This is a genomic window from Lactovum odontotermitis (assembly GCF_054658595.1).
This window is the reverse complement of record NZ_BAAGGQ010000007.1, coordinates 1-15,046: the sequence shown is the minus strand read 5'-3', so window position 1 is coordinate 15,046 and position 15,046 is coordinate 1. Positions and strand designations below refer to the sequence as shown.

Genomic DNA, 15,046 nt, shown 5'->3' with positions numbered 1-15,046 from the left:
AAATTAGTAACAAATAATCCAAAAAAGTGCTACAGTGAATTCTATAAAATTCACCATAGCACTTTTCAATAAAACTGAATAGTATAAAACCTACTTATTCATCTTAAACTCCAAATAAAGGTCATTATAATACCCGTTCCAGTAAGGATTCAAGTCCTTATAAGCCTCATCGTCCCTGATAAGCGCCTCGTCCGGGTAAAAAGCCTTATCATCGCGAATCTCCTCAGGCAGCAGCGCTTTTGCTTTCCTGTTCGGCGTCGAGTAACCGACCCATTCCGCATTCTGAGCAGCGTTTTCCGGCTCCTGCATGAAATTGATAAAAGCGTAGGCGCCAGCAACATTCTTCGAGGTCTTTGGAATCGCCAAGTTGTCGTACCAAATATTCGTGCGCTCAGGAATCACGTAGTGCAGATGCTTATTCTCCGCGACCATCATCGAGCCCTGGCCAGAGTAGACAACGGCCAGCGGCGTCTCGTTGTTAATCATGTAGTTCATGATTTCGTCGCCGAGGATGGCTTTGACGTTGGGGGTCAATTTGAGCAAGTCCTGGTAAGCTTTTTTAAGCTCATCTTCATTGGTCGTGTTCAGTGAGTCTCCGTTTTTTGACAGCACCATGGCCATGACGTCACGCACAGAGTCAGTCAGCAGGATTTGATTCTTATAACGCGCATCCCACAAATCGTTCCAGTTTTTCGGCGGTGACTTGACAAGTTCGTCGTTATAAACGATGCCCAGTGTGCCCCAGAAATACGGCACAGAGTACTTATTCCCAGGGTCAAAGGCAGGATTCAAGAGCTTCTTGTCATCATCTTCAAGCCCCTTAATCTTTGAATGGTCAAGCTCGACCAGCAGATTTTCCTTGGACATTTTTTCAATCATGTAGTCTGACGGAACAACGATGTCATAGGCCGTGCCGCCCTGCTTGACCTTGGCATACATGGCCTCGTTCGAGTCGAAGGTCATGTAGTTGACCTTGTAGCCGCTCTGTTTTTCGAACTTCGTGATAAGGTCGGGGTCAATGTATTCGCCCCAGTTGAAGATGGTGATTGAATTTTTCTGCGTCTTCGTGCCCTCGGCTGCCTTCATGCCGTTCGCAGTGAAACCTAGAATCGCGATGATAGCAACAATTCCGATAAAGAAAGAGAGTAATTTTTTCATTTTCTGTCCTTTCTTTAAGCTAGATTTGCAGATTTTCCTGCGGTCTCATTGTCGCGCATGATGAAGTAATAACCAGCCACGAGTAAAATCGAGAAGAGAAAGACAATGGTAGACAGAGCATTGATTTCTAAGGAAATACCGGCACGGGCGCGTGAATAGATTTCCACCGACAGGGTCGTGAAGTCATTGCCCGTCACAAAGAAGGTCACTGCGAAGTCGTCCAGCGAATAGGTAAAGGCCATGAAGAAGCCGGCAATGATGCCTGGCGTCAGGTATGGCAGCACAATCGAGCGCATCGTCTGCACAGGCGTTGCCCCAAGGTCACTGGCCGCATCCAGCAGCGATTTGTCCATCTCCTGATAGAGCGGCAGCACCATCAGCACCACGATAGGAATCGAGAAGGCAATGTGGGCCAGCAGGACCGACGCAAAGCCCAGCGACATGCCGATGGCTGTGAAGAGAATCAGGAAGCTGGCGCCGATGACAACGTCCGGCGAGACCATCAGCACATTGTTCAGGCTCAGCAGACGCTCACGGTACTTGCGCTTCTGCGCTGACAGGTAAATCGCGCCGATTGTGCCGATGACAGTTGCCAGAAGCGAGCTCAGAAAGGCCAGAAAGAAAGTTTCCGCCACAATCAGCAGGAGGCGCTGGTCGTCAAACAAATCCTGGTAATTCTGCCAGGTAAAGCCGGTGAAGCCGTTCATTGTCCCGCCCTTGTTGAAGCTGTAGAAAATCAGGTAGAAAATCGGCGCATAGAGCAGGACGAGGATGATAAAAAGGTAAATTTTTCCGACAGGATGTCTATTTTTATGTTTCATCTTTGCCCGTCCTTTCTTTTGTCAGGAACATGATGAGGAACATAGCCGCAATCAGCACAATGGCAATGGTTGAGCCCATGCCCCAGTTCTGCGTGATGAGGAAATGCTCTTCAACAGCGGTACCCAAAGTAATCACTTTATTTCCGCCAATCAGGCGCGTGAGCATGAAAAGGCTGAGCGAGGGAATAAAAACTGCCTGAACTCCAGCTCTGACACCGTTCATCGACAATGGAAGAATGATTTTGGTAAAGGTCTGCAGGCGTGTGGCGCCTAAATCTGAACTGGCATTGACCAAATCCTCGTCCAGCTCATCGAGTGCATTAAATATCGGCAGAATCATGAAGGGAATCGAGATGTAAGCTGCCACGAAGATGAAACTGGCGTCCGTAAAGAGCATCTGCGGCCGTCCCAGTCCGATGAAGCTCAGGAAATTGTCGACCGAGCCGTATTTGCCGAAAATCCCGATGAAAGCATAGGCTTTCAGCAGCAGATTAATCCAGGTCGGCAGCACAATCAGCATCAGCCAGAACTGCTTCATCTTCAGCTTGGTCAGCACATAGGCCGTCGGATAGCTGATGAGAAGCGTCGCGACAGTGATTATGAGCGCGTAGACGATGGAGTTCCAGGTCATCAGCAGGTAGGTGCGGCTGGTGAAGTAGGTCTTGTAGTTGTCCAGCGTGAAAATGCCGTCAATGCCGAAGAAACTCTGATAAAAGAGCATCAGCAGCGGGATAATCACGAAGAGGCCAATCCAGAAAAGGTAGGGAATGGAGTAGGCTTTTTTAGTCATCTACATCCTCCTCGCCATTTTCCTTGGGCTCCTCGGAATCGTCCTCTACCAGAAGCTCCTGCAGAACTTCAATGGTGTCGCCCTCAGCTTTCAGCGCCTCCTGGAGAATTCCGGCAGCGGCTTCCTGCGCGGCGGCAGCTTCTTCAGCTTCTTCCTCAACCACGGCCTTGGCAAGACCCTCGCCGCGTTCCTCTTCCTCGGCGAACTCCTCGATACGGGCGTCAAAGTCTTCTTCCGTCTCGTTCAAACGCATGATATGAATGGCTTCCGGCTCAAAATCAAGCCCGACTTTTTCACCTACAATGGCCTTGTGTGTCGAGTGAATCACCCATTCATTGCCGAAAGCGTCATAGGCGCAGATTTCATAATGAACGCCGCGGAAAAGCTGCGAATCGACCTTAACATTGAACTTTCCTTCATCAGGCAAAGTAAACCAGATATCTTCCGGGCGAATCACGACCTCAATCGGCTCATTTTTCCGCATGCCGCCGTCGACCGCTTCAAACTGCTGCCCGTTAAACTCGACCAGATAATCCTTAATCATCGTCCCGCTCAAAATATTGGACTCGCCGATAAAGTCCGCCACAAAACGGTTAATCGGCTCATCGTAAATATCCGTCGGCGTGCCCGACTGGACAATCTCGCCGTCCTTCATGATGAAAATCCAGTCCGACATGGCCAGCGCCTCTTCCTGGTCATGCGTCACAAAAATAAAGGTAATGCCCAGCGACTGCTGGAGCTCGCGCAGCTCATACTGCATGTCCTTGCGCAGCTTCATATCAAGCGCTGACAAAGATTCATCCAGCAGCAGGACCTTCGGCCGGTCAATAATCGCCCGGGCAATGGCCACACGCTGCTTTTGACCGCCGGAAAGCTTTTTAATCGAGCGCTTTTCGTAGCCTTTGAGCTGCACCATTTTCAGGGCTTCGGTAACACGCGCCGCAATCTCGGATTTGTCTACATTCTTGATTTTCAGCGCAAAAGCCACATTATCAAACACATTCATATTCGGAAATAGAGCATAAGACTGGAAAATCGTGTGAATGTCGCGCTTATTCGTCGGTACATCATTGATTCGCTTGCCGTCCAGCAGAATATCGCCGGAAGTCGCATCCAGCAGACCTGCTAGAATATTCAGAATGGTTGATTTGCCGGAGCCTGAGGCGCCCAGCAGCGTGTAGAACTTGCCCTCTTCCAGCTCAAAGCTGATGTCTTTCAACACCGGCTCCGTCGCATCCGCAAATATCTTTGTCACATTTTTAAATTCAATCTGTGCCGTCATTTCTATCTCCTTTGGAACAATTCATTAATAATTTCTCTGGCTTAAAATAGAAGATTTTCCCAGTGTAATCTTGATGACTTCATCTGCAACGAATTCTCGGGTTTGAGGCTGATAGTCACTCATAAGTCTAAACATTTTCAAAAATTTAAGTACATCTGCCTGCAGTAACTTCCATTTTCTTGATTTATCATAAATCAGGCTTGGAAAGACAGCAATACTTGAGTCAGGTAAATCGCGCCGCATTTCAGCCTCAACCTGAAACTTCGCCTGCAGATAACCATTAAAGAACCAAGGCATTTTCTTCGTAGAAACAAAGAGAAATTTCGGGCGAGTTTCAGCAGGCAAAGAAGCCAGAAAATGAATAATTTGCTTTGCCGGCGCCACACTTGAATTCTGATAGGTCTGACCTTTTTTCTCAAGTAAAATTCCGATACAGTCAATGACCCAGTCAGCCTGCCGCGTCACAGACTGCCAAAGCGTATCCTTCATCAAATCAGATTTAATCCACTGGACATTTTCAAGCGATTTGTACTTATTCTGCCGCTGACGGGAAATCACAAAAATTTCATTCGCCTTATCAAGCCCGAAGCGCTGAACAAGCCCCTCACCAACAAAACCGGAACCGCCAAAAATCACAATTTTCATAAGACCAGCCGCCTCCCTCCAGCACATCAATTAACATAAAAAACTCCGGAAACACCCGAAGTTCATCATCAATCGCAAAAATACACAAAAACTATTTTTTTGTACATCGGCTCAGAGTCTATATAGTAACGATTACTTTTACTACTCTTATTGATCACTCGCAAGTGTTTTCTTGGGTGGGGCGGACGCCCCAGTGAGAACGAGAGAAACATGTTCGCACCATCAATAGGGAAAAAATATTTTCCAATTCGGCAGTTGACCCGGCTGTCCGTATGGCCTCGGCTCAAGATGTGAAAGGCGCCCGCTTAGAAGCGTAGAAATTAAGGGAATTGAGGTTCTGGCCGTAGGGCAGGTTCTCAATTCATCTAATTTCTACGCTTCTGGCGCCTTGAACTCAATTACATTCTCAAGCGGTCAATGCTTCTGCTAGACTTGCAGAACCTTTTTTATTATAGCATTTTTTTTGAGTTTGGCAAGTGGTAGAATTTTAGCGACTTCCCAAGCGGCAAACGTCACTCAAATCTCTGTAATCAGCCAATCAATAAGATTGATTTGTTCTATCCCATTGTCATTGTAATTTCCTAAATCCTCAGTTAAAAGTATTTTCCGGTAATTATCTGATATCGCTTGAAGACTTGAAATTTCCCGCTGGTAGGTATTCTCATCCTTTACAGTTGATGAGACCTGATAGTAGGTTGTCACCCCTTCTTTCACTGCAACAAAATCAACTTCCCCAGCTTTTGTGTCCCCCACATAGATATTATAGCCGCGGCGAACGAGTTCAATATAGACAATATTTTCTAAATCATGGCCGCGATTTGGGCGCTTTTTCCCTAAATAGGCATTTTTCAGCGACAAATCGGCTAAATAATATTTAGAATTCAAGTGCAAATATTTTTTGCCTGAAATGTTAAAACGGTCCACTTTATAGATAATTAAAGCATCCATTAACCCTGAAAGATAATTCTCAACGGTTGGTGCTGTCGTTTTCCGATTTGCAGAAATAAGTGCGTTTGAAATCCCTTTAATTGTTGTTAGACTCCCCACATTTGAGAAAATAAATTTTGCAATGCTTTCTAAAATTAAAGAATCCGTGAACTTCTTGCGATTCATCACATCTTTAACCAACACAGTATTTAAGACGCCTTGGATGTAATCGTCGAAAGTTCGTTTGTCTGAAATCGAAGCGGCATAAGGAAAACCTCCATTTTCAAGGTAGTTCTGAAAAGCCTGATTTTTATCGCCGCCGAGATAGTCATAGTATTCATTAAAGGAAAACGGCAATACTAGAATTTCGACAAAGCGCCCAGATAACAAGGTTGCTAAATCACCTGATAACAGATAAGCATTTGAGCCTGTGATATAAATATCAATATTCTTCTTGAGCTGCAGACTTGCCAGAACTTTTTCAAAATGCGAAACCATTTGAATTTCATCTAAAAAGATGTAATATCTTTCGTTTTTAGCCGGTGTTTCCTCCAGCAGCTTCTTGTACAACAGCCGATAGTCCAGAAATTCCTCATTTTCTAAATCGTCAAAATTCTTTTGGATGATTTGCTTTTCAGATATTCCTTGTTTTTTCAGCTCATCCTGATATTGCAGTAAAATGGTTGACTTTCCAGAACGACGAATGCCGGTTACGACCTTAATATAGTCTTTATCTTTATGAGCGAGCAAGTGCTCAATGTAGGCTTGTCTTTTATACATAAAATCACCTCTACTTTATTATAACATATTTTAATAGAAATAAAGTGTAATATTTTTTTGAATAAAATTTAAGTATAAATAAAATAAAATATATTTATTTACGAAGAACATGAAAAGATATAATATATTTTATTTGTTAAGATGGTTTGCAATCTGGAGTTAAAGAATTAGTTCGCAAGATGTCTGCTAAACGAAAGAGAAATCTTTTTTTGAAGTGTAAACTGTGATGCCATACCACGAAAAGTAATTTGTCTTTTCAAATTCTTTAAGTTTTTCCTCGGCTTCTGCCCTAGCTTCGTTCTCAGTTATATTCGCGTTTTGTTGCTTAATTTTGGCGCAAATAACAGAGATGATGTTTTCGTGTAATTCTTTTTTATTTAATATCCCTTTAACTTCATCATACTCTTTAAAATTTATTAATTTCTTTTTTTGTTGTTCATCTCCAAATGATGAAAGATTTTTTTTTATTCTTTCTGCTTCCATCTCATACTCAGCCTCTGTAAGACCAGAAAATTCAAAAATATTTTGCATGTACTCTTTCAACCTCTCCAAAAAAGTAAATAAAGAAATAGGGCAAACTTTGACTTCTCCAAACTCTAATCTTCTAACAACGCTATCAAATACCTTTTCCTGATTACGTCCCGGGCCTATCTGAAGTTTTTTTATGGGTAAGCCGATATTTTTACTTTTGGGATAACCAGGTGGTGGAAACGGCCCTTCCTCTATTTCTTCAAAAGAAAGTCTCTCACCCTCTTTTTTGTTATACTTTTTACAAAAACATAAGTTAACATAAGAACGCAAATATGTTCCATTGAAATCAGAAAAAATTTTAGTGCCGTTTCCCGCTTTATCTCCTTTTTCACTATAAGCCAAAGTTACAAAGCGTGCTTCGTGTTCAAATTCAAAATCTTTACTTTTTATTAGTGGCGCTAAAATCATCGGCACAGCCACTGTCCATTTCGCTACTCCGTTTGGAATCTCTTTTTTTTCCAAGATTACTTTGAATTTATCTAGTTTCATACTTCTACGATTTTCAATATAGGTAACAGGTATAGGCTCTTTGAGTCCTGTATTGATATAATAATTTTCGCGGTTACTTTCTTGTCCAATAAAAACTTCACCATTTTCCTTAAGGCTACTAAAATCAAATTGCAGATTAATTCCTGCTTCTTTAGCATACATTTCCCACTGAGGAATACTTTCTTCTCCAACTGAGAATGAGATACACATTGGAATAAAAGTCCTTGCTTTATTAATTTGAAGAGTTCTTTTACTTATTTTCATTCCTTCTAGCAGCGTCATCCCAAACTCAAATTCACTTTTGTCATTCATAAAACGTAAATCATATGCACGAAGTTTCCCATCTTTGAGAATATAATTAAACGCCTCTAAGGAACGATAATGTAAAAATTTCCTATCTTCACCATCATTTACATTTTCATTATCCTTGCAATATTCCTTACATACCCATGCAAAAGTTGAAGAAAAGTTAACGTCTTCAATTAATGAGTATCGACTCATGATTCTATTAACCCCTTTACAATTTGAAAAGCCATATTTTCTGGATTATCAACACTAGAGTCAACTATTATCAAATCTTTGTATATTTCCTTCAGTGCTTTTTTATATTCGTTGTCAAAAAAAGCAGAATACAAAAGGACTTTCACTTTATTTTTGACATCTTCGTCATCAAAAACTTGGTTTAGCATGCTTTCCGAACGTTCTCTCCCCTTTTTTTCATTAATATTGTTATCATCTAATACAGAATCGAGCATTAACAATGTTCCGTTTTCATTTACCTTAATCTTTTCTATTGTATCATTTAAAATCTGCTCATATTTTTCATTACTATAACCATCATCCAATGGTTTTGCATTGTTAAGTTTTGGTTCAAATATACCATCATCATCTACTTTAAATTCATATTTTCCATCTCCCAGTATAAGCTGAATCGTCTTAATATTCCTAATAAATTTAATCTTTTCATATCCATCAAATCCTCTATACTCTATAAAATATTCTAAAATATCATAAAAGGCATCTACTGCTTTGGATTCTGCCGGCGTTTCTTTTAAATCATCTATTAATATAATTTTATCTATTTCTTTTTGTTTACACATTTTTATCCCTCATTTTATACTTCCTCGTAACTTCAGGTGATTTATCATCGGCGGTAATAATGGACTTATCTCCTCAAATGCATTTATCTTTACGATGAAGTCATACTCTCCGTTTGTATTCCTCTTAACTTGAATCTCAAAATAATTATATCCACCTTTCCAACCTTCTTTAACTCTTTCAATCGGTATAACTTTCTTATCTGTAGAGCTATTTAATTCACTAAAATATCTTGATAAGGACCATAAGGTTATTCCTGGAAGTTCTTCCGACGATTCTTCTTTCTTGCCTGATTCTTTTTCCTCTCTTACATATTCCTCCCTTACATAAGGCGGAATAACTAATGACTTAATAGTATTGATGAACGTTTTTTCGCAATACTCTGTGCAACCCATGTTGCTTCTAAAAATTATGAATTGCCCCTCTTTTTTAATATTAAAATCAATTTCACCTTCCACTCCAACTACATTTTTAAAATGTTTACCACTGTTATATGCCAACAGAAAGATAAAATCAAGCATAATCTCTGCCTTATCTGAGAGCATTGGCGTTGGAGATGGGTAATCGACATACTTTATCAGCTGCCTATGATTATTGGTAAAGGGGTCTTTGCCATCTTCGATGGTAAGAGTTACTTTGCGTCTCTGACCTGAAGATTCACTTTTCCACTTAACTTCAATCGTAAATCTTGGTTTGCAGCTAATCTTATTCCAGACCTCTTTTGCTAACGATAACGACTTAACATCTCTTGGAAAAGATGCACATTTAATAGAAACTTCTTTCGCTTCTTCCAAACTAGTTTTTCCTTTATATTCATTTTCAAAATATTCACTTTCTTTTTGGTAAAGAGCGCCTAAAGTCCTATTTGAATTCAGTAGTAGTATTTGTTTTTCGGCTTCTTCACAATCGGTGTAATAAGTTGTTCTAGTTTGTTCATTTTCTCCATGACCTGCGATTTTTGAAGTTGCAAGAGCACGATGAGCATCTCTTTCCTCAAGAATATGTTTTAGGGTTCCTGAAGATAAATCATGAGTAAATATTTGTAAAATTTTGTTCCTTTGACTCATTATTTTACGAATGGTTTTACAATACTCAACATCATCTTCTTTCCTTAGGTCAGCTATATCTAAACGTAAATACAACCCTCTATTTTTATCAGCGTCTTGAGTTCCCTCTTTTTTTTCTTTAAATTTGACGAAAACATAATGCTGTTTTTTGAATTTTGACAAACTCGTGATACCGTAGTCTTCCGACATTTTTATTGCTTTTTCTTCAAGACGAAGCTTTCCCCATAATGCTTTCTTATTTTCATTAAGCCCACTTTTAATAGGTAAGTGGGAATTTTTCTTTTTTGTCTTTTTTGTCTTTTTTGTCTTCTCTTTAAAATGAATATCAAAACCTATTTTAAACGAATCACAATACCCCTCAAAAGTCAAAGGCCTAATAGCCCATGGATATTCCTCTTTGTTTTTAATATCATCAGGTTTATCGACGATATAAGGTATGGCTTCTTGAAAGATTTTAAGCCAAGTAGCTTTATCACCTTGGCCGACATTGGAATTTTTTTCATAATCAGGATTTGTTACCTCATTATACAAATTATCCAAATAATCTTTAAATTGAGCTTGTTCATCTTCATCTTCTTCATCCCACTCTGAATTTTCAAGAAATAAAAGAGTAAAAATCTTATTCTCTTCATCATTGAGAACTTTGCCCGAACTACTTTCTTGCTTCATAATTTATTATTTTTTCCAACTCCTTTTCAAATTTCTCACGCCGATTTTTGCCGAATTTTTCCTGATGAACCAGCTGAAAGATATCAAGACGTATATCTTCTTGAAAACTCAGTTTTTCAGCTTCTCTTTCTTCCTTTTTTTTCTTATTATTACTGTCAATAATTTCATCATAGAACTTCAAGATTTTGCGGATTCTTTCTGTGTCCAAGAGATAAGTAGAATTAAGTGTAGTCAACCCGGACAAAGCCACAAGCAATAATCTTTTAAGAAATTCAGCATCTTTAAGTGAGCATTTAATTGAAATCGGCGTAGTGTTTTTGCCTACTTCTATTCTATCATCTCCTAAGAATGTCAAGTTTGAAAATTCAACTGTAAACTCTGTAGCATTTTTAGGGCCAGCTATTATATTATCGCAGAATTGTCTTAAGAGATTGATAACAGCTGTTGTGATAAAAGGTCTGTAACTTAAAAATGGTCTAGATAGAACTTTGAAGAAAGATATCAAATACTCCATTTTTTCTTTACTTTCTTTACTTTCTTTACTTTCTTTACTTTCTTTATCCTTCAATGTCGCTTTAATCGTATTAAAAATCTTTTTGCTAATACAATTTAAAAATTCTATCCCGTTATTCTCATCCCTCTTGTATAGTGTGGAAAAATTCGTAACCGTTTCCCATATGAGATTCTCAGCTTCGTATCGTCGCATATAACGTTGTTTATCTTCTTTTGTTACATTCGATGCACCTGTTTCCGGTTCCATCCAAGAAATAAACTCTGAGACTTCTCGCACTTGACTTTTCTCTATTTTCTTAAATATCAACCCGGCAGTAGAATCTAGAGCGGCAACTTTTTCTAAATTCTGATACATTACTCGTTGTTTACATAAAAAGCAAGAATCGCCTGAAGTTCTTATAGCAGGAGCATTAAAATTAAAAATGCTGTATCTTTTTCTCTCATCAGAAATAAAATCTCTATTGCTCGCATTAGACTTTCTATTAATCAGCGTGATGATACCCGAAAAATCGGGCCATTCTTTCTCCCCTATTTTTAAGTATAAATTTCGTAGAAAAGATTGAGTTCTTCTGAACGTAACACCAGTATTAATCTGATCGTCCACATAATAGAAATTCACATTCTCTTTAGGATAATTTTTTACCAATGTAGCAATATTTGCATACTCTGCTTCAAAATTTGACCGAAAAGTTTTTTTGGCATTAAAGCTGATAATATTCGCCTTCCCATCAAACACTTTAGCATTCACTGCTACTGGAAAGTATTGGTTTCCATTGTGAGAAGGTGCAACAATAATATCTACTCCTTTCTTTTCGCTGCCTTCTAGTCTATTCTTTATTTTGGAAGATATTTCATCAAACTTTTCATTCGCAATTATTTCACTTAATAATTCTTCGGTACGGATGTAATATAAATAATGAGAATCCTGCCAAGAGATATGTTTATATAGCAGACTATCTGCATAAATATATCCGTTTTCGTCCTTTTCAAAGAAATCAAGAGGCTCAAAATATCCGTTTTCGTCCTTTTCAAAGAAATCAAGAGGCTCAAAATATCCGTTTTCGTCCTTTTCAAAGAAATCAAGAGGCTCAAAATTTTCGTTTTTTACTGTCCCTTTTGCTTCTCTTTCTTCAAAAAAAGGATACAACATCATCGTAGGAATGAGTGAGCTATCATCGGTTGTGTACAAAGCACGTTCGTATTTATCTATTAAGGGATAACAATACTCACAATTTATTGGATCTTTCCAATCCAGCTTTATTTCTTGTAAAGGAATTTGTTTAACATTGTTAACATAGGGCTTATTATCAAGGGTTTGAAAAATTGTAAATAGACCTAAAATTTTTGAATGAAACTCTACTTCTTCCCTAAAATCTTTAATGCGCCATTTTACAGGTATTTCTTCGCTTCCTTTTTTCAAGTTAAACTCTTTAAGTATTAAATCTCTCATTTCTATGAAAGAATTACCCGTTGTCGAAATTGTCATCAGAAAAGCTACTGGAGTTTCTTCGTCCTCTAAACTTTCCTTTGTTTTTTCTTTATCTGTTACGCAATGTATTCTGGGCTGCATCAGTTCATACGCTGTAGAATGATAACCCGCATCGTAAACAATACATTCGCACTCAATGCCTTTTTCTTCAAATATTTTTTAGTCGAAAGAAGCATTGCTTCTGATAGATGCTCATAGCCACATAAAACAATTTTATTTGTTTTATCTTCTATTTTATTTTCTATCTGTTGAGCAAACCAGAAGCCAAACATTTCAGACCAATAAGCATTAGTCAGGATATGGTCCACTTGAAAGAACGTATTCATATGCAAATTACTAACTTGCATGTGTGTCACACAATTATTTATCTTTGTACCAACCTTCTCTGAATCAGAGAATTCGGTTTCCGACACATTCTTTAAATCGTACTTCCACTTCTCAATCTTTTTATTTCCATCTTCCGATATTGGCACTTCAACATTATCAAAGCAATGAGGATTATTTTTTTCTCCGAATGAAGTTTCATTTTCGTCTAATTCATCTAAAGAATCGTTTGTCGTACGAATTCCGATTTTCTCTAAACTTAATCGAAGAATATCATCTACAAATCCTCCCCCTGTAAATACAGAGTAATCATACATGGCTTTTCCAATGTATCTTCCAGACAGAAGAACAAACCCCATTTTACTAACGAGCATTATCTGAGAGCTGGCAGCATGGCTGCCATTATGTCCAGTCCTATCATAAAACTGGGCGTAATAACGAACGAAATTGACTATTTCTTCATTACTGTTAAAGTCATCTAGTACAATATTCCTGAATTTAAATTTCTTATCTGCTAACAAGGAAAAAACGACTTTTGCCATGATTTCATTTGTAAGATTAGCAGCGACAAAATCATTGGTATTATTAGATATATTGAATTTTATAAGTATTGGTGCAAGAGAATTCGTATTCTCAATCCTTAAAGACTCTTTTAATATTTCTTCCTTTAGGTTATTGACCACAACTTTTTTTAGATTAAATATTTTTATTAGTTCATGATTAGAGGGAGATTCATCTAATTTCCTGCTAATAGTTGTAGCCTCTTTATATAACTCCTCATCAATGCTATTATCCATTGAAATTGGACTTGTCTCAGGAAGTGCTTCAAAGGATAAGTTTTTAGGAACTTCCGCTCTTCCAGTGGATTTTATTTTCTTAGTTACAGTACTTACAGGTAGTAAAATTTCATAGCTTGTCCCACAATAATAATCCGGAATTAATTTATCCGTTTTCTTATATTCAAATTCTTCACTTTTTTCTTTGTCTGCTAAATTAAACTTTTTTGGCTCTTCGCCAGGTTTAGGGTCAGCACTGGATACCAAAAAATTCCCTTTCACTCCTTCAACAGAGGAAGCGAAAATCTGGAGTCCATAATGATAGCCTATACTATCTGGAGATTCTAAGTATTTTAACACTTTTGAATCCTTCGTAGGATAAAAAAGTTCATTAATTGATATGGGGGTTTCTAGTAATTCCTCAATACGGGCTTTCGTCTCAGGGTCTGTCTCAGGGTCTGTCTCAGGGTCTAAAGGCGGTTTTTCATGAAGTCTATCCTTTAAATTATCCTGAAATACTCCCATAATATCATGATAAGGAGCTTTAGCAACATCACAAATTGATAGAAAAAGAAAATCAGTGTCAACATCTTTTTCATTTTCAAGATATTTACCTAATCCAGGTTCGCCTTTTTTCCCTTCTGAATTCCCTCTTTTTAAAACTCGTAGAGTTATAAACCCTCCATGAGTATAGCGGATGGAATTTTCCAGTAGCTGTACAATGCCTAACGAGTAGGACAGGCAGTTTTCATATAAAGAAATAAACTTTGATTCGTCTTCAAGAATACTTTTTCTGCTCCCGCCAGTACGAGCTCCGTCCTGACTATTATAAATACTGAAAAAAGCTGCACTGAACAGGAGGTAGGATATTACATTTAACTTTCCCAGCTCATCTATTCTTTTTCTTGTCAAAGTTTTACGTTTCTTAAAATCTCCGTCAAATTTTTGACAAATTCTCCGGATGACCTTTCTACGTTGAAGCGCATATTGACTAACACCATGTTTACTAATGTCACCTGATTCAATGAATACTTTGATGTTTTGCTGAAAGAAACAATACACATCAGAGTCAAATGGAACAAGTGGCAAGCCTGTATCTCCGAAGCCCACCTGCTCATAATCATCTTGATGTATAAGTCTTTGATTTTTTGAGGGTGACAAAAATATCAATTTAACTTTTTGAAATGCTGAGTTGATAGATATCAAATATAAAAATTGAGAAATTTTGTAGTACATCTTTTCGGATTTTTCAGCATCAATATCTGTTTCAAAAATAACTTCATCAACAAACTCCTCTGCACCCATATACCTAGAATTATAGGAGGAGAAAGCCAAAAAAACTGCTAGATGTTGTAAAATTGAAATTTCAGCCGATTCAGTTATTGTAATATGGAGGACAAACTTTCGAGTATCAATTATAACAAGGGAAAATAATTTAATTGCAATCGGGAAAAAAATAGAACAATCCTCAATGGGAAATGAAAATATATTTCCCCCTTGTCTTAATTTTTCTTCATACTCTTGGCTTGTCATGAAATACTCTCTCTTTCGTTGTGTTTTCAAAGTTTATAAGGATTCAAATTAACAATTTTTTTCATCTTCTCCCCCCTGGAAAAAACTTGGGATAAACTTCTTTAAATTGAAAAGTAGGTATGCTTCCAGTACAAAAAATAGAATACCCTTGTGA

General features: G+C 38.2%; 11 protein-coding genes. All 11 read right to left on the bottom strand.

The annotated features are described in order from the left end of the window. Positions 1–90: 90 nt before the first annotated feature. A complete protein-coding gene (locus ACYQ2E_RS05215) occupies positions 91–1,158 on the bottom strand; it encodes an ABC transporter substrate-binding protein (protein ID WP_460017017.1) in 1,068 nt (355 codons plus the stop codon). Positions 1,159–1,172: 14 nt separating this feature from the next. Next, positions 1,173–1,979 carry an ABC transporter permease gene (locus ACYQ2E_RS05210; protein WP_460017016.1) on the bottom strand — a complete coding sequence of 269 codons (807 nt, stop codon included), beginning with the start codon at positions 1,977–1,979 and terminating at the stop codon, positions 1,173–1,175. Continuing rightward, complete coding sequence (locus ACYQ2E_RS05205; RefSeq protein WP_460017015.1) at positions 1,969–2,769, bottom strand: ABC transporter permease; 801 nt, start codon at positions 2,767–2,769, stop codon at positions 1,969–1,971. Before ACYQ2E_RS05205 ends, ACYQ2E_RS05210 begins: the two co-directional genes overlap by 11 nt. After that, the gene (locus ACYQ2E_RS05200) at positions 2,762–4,051 is read right to left on the bottom strand and encodes an ABC transporter ATP-binding protein (protein ID WP_460017014.1); all 1,290 of its coding nucleotides are present in this window, start codon (positions 4,049–4,051) and stop codon (positions 2,762–2,764) included. Before ACYQ2E_RS05200 ends, ACYQ2E_RS05205 begins: the two co-directional genes overlap by 8 nt. Before the next feature lie 24 nt (positions 4,052–4,075). Continuing rightward, a complete protein-coding gene (locus ACYQ2E_RS05195; RefSeq protein WP_460017013.1) occupies positions 4,076–4,696 on the bottom strand; it encodes an NAD-dependent epimerase/dehydratase family protein in 621 nt (206 codons plus the stop codon). Between the two features lie 516 nt (positions 4,697–5,212). Then, a complete protein-coding gene (locus ACYQ2E_RS05190) occupies positions 5,213–6,403 on the bottom strand; it encodes an ATP-binding protein (RefSeq protein WP_460017012.1) in 1,191 nt (396 codons plus the stop codon). A gap of 186 nt (positions 6,404–6,589) precedes the next feature. Next, positions 6,590–7,924, bottom strand: coding sequence for a DUF2971 domain-containing protein (locus ACYQ2E_RS05185; protein WP_460017011.1), 1,335 nt, complete (start codon positions 7,922–7,924; stop codon positions 6,590–6,592). Next, on the bottom strand, positions 7,921–8,523 hold the full coding sequence (locus ACYQ2E_RS05180; protein ID WP_460017010.1) for a hypothetical protein: 603 nt from the start codon (positions 8,521–8,523) through the stop codon (positions 7,921–7,923). Before ACYQ2E_RS05180 ends, ACYQ2E_RS05185 begins: the two co-directional genes overlap by 4 nt. A gap of 9 nt (positions 8,524–8,532) precedes the next feature. After that, a complete protein-coding gene (locus ACYQ2E_RS05175) occupies positions 8,533–10,257 on the bottom strand; it encodes a hypothetical protein (protein ID WP_460017009.1) in 1,725 nt (574 codons plus the stop codon). After that, positions 10,241–12,340 (bottom strand): hypothetical protein, encoded by a 2,100-nt coding sequence (locus ACYQ2E_RS05170; RefSeq protein WP_460017008.1) that lies wholly within the window; start codon positions 12,338–12,340, stop codon positions 10,241–10,243. The genes ACYQ2E_RS05175 and ACYQ2E_RS05170 overlap by 17 nt, the downstream gene beginning before the upstream one ends. Then, the gene (locus ACYQ2E_RS05165; protein WP_460017007.1) at positions 12,340–14,892 is read right to left on the bottom strand and encodes a hypothetical protein; all 2,553 of its coding nucleotides are present in this window, start codon (positions 14,890–14,892) and stop codon (positions 12,340–12,342) included. The genes ACYQ2E_RS05170 and ACYQ2E_RS05165 overlap by 1 nt, the downstream gene beginning before the upstream one ends. Positions 14,893–15,046 lie beyond the last annotated feature (154 nt).

Excerpts from the sequence above, each read along its gene's own strand:
- ACYQ2E_RS05215 (WP_460017017.1), bottom strand. The coding sequence starts at position 1,158 with ATGAAAAAATTACTCTCTTTCTTTATCGGAATTGTTGCTATCATCGCG.
- ACYQ2E_RS05210 (WP_460017016.1), bottom strand. The coding sequence starts at position 1,979 with ATGAAACATAAAAATAGACATCCTGTCGGAAAAATTTACCTTTTTATC.
- ACYQ2E_RS05205 (WP_460017015.1), bottom strand. The coding sequence starts at position 2,769 with ATGACTAAAAAAGCCTACTCCATTCCCTACCTTTTCTGGATTGGCCTC.
- ACYQ2E_RS05200 (WP_460017014.1), bottom strand. The coding sequence starts at position 4,051 with ATGACGGCACAGATTGAATTTAAAAATGTGACAAAGATATTTGCGGAT.
- ACYQ2E_RS05195 (WP_460017013.1), bottom strand. The coding sequence starts at position 4,696 with ATGAAAATTGTGATTTTTGGCGGTTCCGGTTTTGTTGGTGAGGGGCTT.
- ACYQ2E_RS05190 (WP_460017012.1), bottom strand. The coding sequence starts at position 6,403 with ATGTATAAAAGACAAGCCTACATTGAGCACTTGCTCGCTCATAAAGAT.
- ACYQ2E_RS05185 (WP_460017011.1), bottom strand. The coding sequence starts at position 7,924 with ATGAGTCGATACTCATTAATTGAAGACGTTAACTTTTCTTCAACTTTT.
- ACYQ2E_RS05180 (WP_460017010.1), bottom strand. The coding sequence starts at position 8,523 with ATGTGTAAACAAAAAGAAATAGATAAAATTATATTAATAGATGATTTA.
- ACYQ2E_RS05175 (WP_460017009.1), bottom strand. The coding sequence starts at position 10,257 with ATGAAGCAAGAAAGTAGTTCGGGCAAAGTTCTCAATGATGAAGAGAAT.
- ACYQ2E_RS05170 (WP_460017008.1), bottom strand. The coding sequence starts at position 12,340 with ATGCAGCCCAGAATACATTGCGTAACAGATAAAGAAAAAACAAAGGAA.
- ACYQ2E_RS05165 (WP_460017007.1), bottom strand. The coding sequence starts at position 14,892 with ATGACAAGCCAAGAGTATGAAGAAAAATTAAGACAAGGGGGAAATATA.